The sequence below is a fragment of the Microbacterium umsixpiens genome (assembly GCF_053543675.1).
Genome location: NZ_JBLVOH010000149.1, coordinates 4,555 through 7,784, shown reverse-complemented (window position 1 = coordinate 7,784; position 3,230 = coordinate 4,555). Strand labels below are relative to the sequence as shown.

Here is a 3,230-nt window from a genome sequence, read left to right as displayed (position 1 = left end):
CCCTTCGGGGCCTCGGCCGAGGCGCCGGGATAGAGCCCGCGATACGACGACACCAGGTCGGGACGGTTGGCGCCGAGCCACTCGAAGAACCACGGCTTGACGCCGGGTCGCAGATGCAGTGCTCCGTAGATCACGGTGCGCGCTCCCGCCTCCTTGATGCGCACGAGGGCACTGTCGATCGCCTCGAGCGAGTCGGTCATGTGCGGCATGATCGGCATCAGGAACACCGTGACAGGGAACCCGGCATCCGCCAGCGCACGCACCGTATCGAGCCGCGCCTGCGTGGTCGGGGCTCCAGGCTCGATGGCCTTCTGCAGCTCGTCGTCGTACATGGCGATCGACATCTGCACGTCGACGGGCACGCGCTGCGCGGCCTTCACGAGCAGGGGGATGTCGCGGCGGATGAGCGTGCCCTTGGTGAGGATCGACATCGGGGTGCCGGATGCGGCGATCGTCTCGATGATGCCGGGCATGAGCTTGTAGCGCCCCTCGGCCCGCTGATACGGGTCGGTGTTGGTGCCGAGGGCCACAGTCTCGTGCTGCCAGCTGCCGCGCCGCAACTCCTTCTCGAGCACCTCGACCACGTTCACCTTGACCACGATCTGCGAATCGAAGTCCGATCCGCCGTCGAGGTCGAGGTACTCGTGCGTGCCGCGGGCGAAACAGTAAACGCAGGCATGACTGCATCCACGGTAGGGGTTGATGGTCCAGGCGAACGGCATGCGCGAGGCGCCGGGAACGTGGTTCAGGGCCGACTTCGACAGCACCTCGTGGAACGTCATCCCGGCGAACTCAGGGGTGGTCACCGACCGCAGCACGCTCGATCGGTCTTCGAGCCCGGGCAGCGCCGCTGCATCCGTCTCGCCGAGCTTCTGTCCCTTCCACCGCATCTGAACATTCGAACAGAAGGACGATCTTAACGCAAGTCATAATGCGAGATATCTTCGAATGAGAAGATGGACCAATGCCCTTCTCGCCGCACGCTCAGCATGCGGCTCCGCGGTCCCCGATCCGCGGACCCGCACTCCCGATCGGCGTCGCCGTGACCGCGCTCGGGATGCTGCTCTCGATCGCCTCCGTGCCGGCGGCGTCGCCGGAAGCTGCCGCGATGCCGGAACCGGTCGCCGTGATGCAGGTGCCGACCGTGCAGGTCCGAGCGACGACGGCCGCCGACCCGTGCTCTGACCCCGCCGTACAGCAGGCCGTCCAGGCCGGTGACGACGCGGCCACGGTCGCGGGCTTCGGCGGGGGAGCGGCTTTCCGCGAGGCCGTGGTGGCTGGTAACGCCCCCTGTATCTCGCTCCGCGATCCGGCGCGGGTCTGGGTCGTCGTGAACAAGAGCCTCCCGCTGAAGCCTGCGGACTACGAGCCCGGGGCGCTCGACTCCGTGCCGCTGCAGATGACGACGCCCTCGGGCCGGGTGCGGACCGATGTCGCGGTCGCCGTCGGGCAGATGGCCGACGCGGCGGATGCTGCCGGTGTAGGGCGCATCGGTGCCAACAACGGCTACCGGTCGTACGGGCTGCAGGTCACGACCTACGACTCCCACGTGCGATCCCAGGGTCAGGGGCAGGCGGATGCCGGCTCGGCGCGCCCCGGCCACAGCGAGCACCAGACCGGGCTCGCCCTCGACGTCGTCGCGTGCGGCTCGAACTGCGGCGGTCTCGACGGTTTCGGCGGCACCGCGCAGAGCGACTGGGTCGCGGCGCACGCGTGGGAGTACGGGTTCATCGTGCGGTACGAGCAGGTGGGCACGCCGGTGACCGGCTACGCGCCCGAGCCGTGGCACCTCCGCTACGTCGGGATCGACCTCGCCGCCGCGTACCACGACGGCGGATTCCACACGCTGGAGGAGTTCTTCGGACTCCCGGCCGCCCCCGATTACGCGCACTGACGCGGTCGTCACGAACCCGATCTGCGGCATCCGACAACCGCGGTACCCAGTGTCACGATGTTTGGGATGCATTCTCACAACGTCCTGTCCGAGGCGGTGCCCGACACGTAGAATCGCCGGAGCAACGATGCACGATACGTTCAGGAGGACGGCATGGAACGCGACATCTACGACGAGGATCACGAGGCATTCCGGGACCTGGTCAAGGACTTCGTCAAGCGCCACGTGACAGGCGAGGCCATCGAGAAGTGGGACGCCGCGGGTGAGATCGACCGGGCGACCATGCTGGCTGCCGGCGAGGCAGGACTGATCGGACTGTCGGTTCCCGAGGAGTTCGGCGGTGCCGGGATGCTGCAGGATTACCGCTTCCGCACGGTCGTCATGGAGGAGGTCATCGCCGCGGGTGCCGGCTCGCTCGCAGGCGCCTTCGGCATCCAGGACGACCTGGCCGTGCCGTACCTCGTGCACATGGGAACGCAGGAGCAGAAGGAGAAGTGGCTGCCCCGGATGGCCACGGGTGAAGTGCTCGGCGCACTCGCCATGACCGACCCGGGAGCGGGTTCGGACCTCCGCGGCATCAAGACCAACGCGAAGAAGGTCGACGGCGGCTACATCCTCAACGGCGCGAAGACCTTCATCTCCTCGGGCACGACAGCCGACGTCGTCGTGACCTTCGTCAAGACCGGTGAGGGCAACCGTCCTGACGCCTTCAGCCTGCTGCTCGTCGAGAAGGGCATGGAGGGCTTCGACCAGGGCAAGAAGCTCAGCAAGATGGGCTTCCATGGCTGGGATACGGCCGAGCTCAGCTTCACCGACGTGTTCGTCCCCGACGAGAACCTCATCAGCGGCAAGGAGGGCCAGGGCTTCATCCAGCTGATGCTGAACCTGCCACTCGAGCGTCTCTCGATCGGCGTTGCCGCGGCCGCAGCTGCGCAGGCCGCTCTGGACTGGACCGTCGCCTACACGAAGGACCGGGAGGCGTTCGGCGAGCGCATCGCCGACTTCCAGAACACCCGCTTCCGGCTCGCCGACATGGCGGCGACCACCGATGCGATGTGGGCGTACATCGACCGCGCGCTGCTCGCCTACAAGAACAGCACGCTCACCGCCGAGGACGCGGCGAAGGTCAAGTTCTGGGCTACCGAGCGCGAGTGGGAGGTGCTCGACACGGGCGTGCAGCTGCACGGTGGCTACGGCTACATCATGGAGTACCCGATCGCCCGCGCCTTCACCGATGCTCGGGTGCACCGCATCTACGGCGGCACGAACGAGATCATGCGCGATCTCGTCGGTCGTCAGATCGCCGGCAAGCGCTGACGCACGGCTCTGGAGAGGC

General features: G+C 67.4%; 3 protein-coding genes. 2 read left to right on the top strand and 1 reads right to left on the bottom strand.

Translation table 11 applies throughout. The features are described from left to right. Positions 1 to 890 (bottom strand): Rv2578c family radical SAM protein (locus ACNPM4_RS14655; protein ID WP_448986129.1); only part of this gene is annotated, 890 nt, incomplete at its 3' end. 74 nt (positions 891 to 964) lie between these two features. On the opposite strand from ACNPM4_RS14655, the gene ACNPM4_RS14650 reads away from it, so the two are divergent. Then, entirely contained in the window at positions 965 to 1,894 is a 930-nt protein-coding gene (locus ACNPM4_RS14650) for a M15 family metallopeptidase (RefSeq protein ID WP_448986128.1), read from the top strand. Positions 1,895 to 2,047: 153 nt separating this feature from the next. Then, complete coding sequence (locus ACNPM4_RS14645) at positions 2,048 to 3,211, top strand: acyl-CoA dehydrogenase family protein (protein ID WP_105710799.1); 1,164 nt, start codon at positions 2,048 to 2,050, stop codon at positions 3,209 to 3,211. Positions 3,212 to 3,230 lie beyond the last annotated feature (19 nt).

What these genes read in the sequence shown, in the direction of transcription:
- ACNPM4_RS14650 (WP_448986128.1), top strand. Translation starts at nt 965, where the DNA reads ATGCCCTTCTCGCCGCACGCTCAGCATGCGGCTCCGCGGTCCCCGATC.
- ACNPM4_RS14645 (WP_105710799.1), top strand. Translation starts at nt 2,048, where the DNA reads ATGGAACGCGACATCTACGACGAGGATCACGAGGCATTCCGGGACCTG.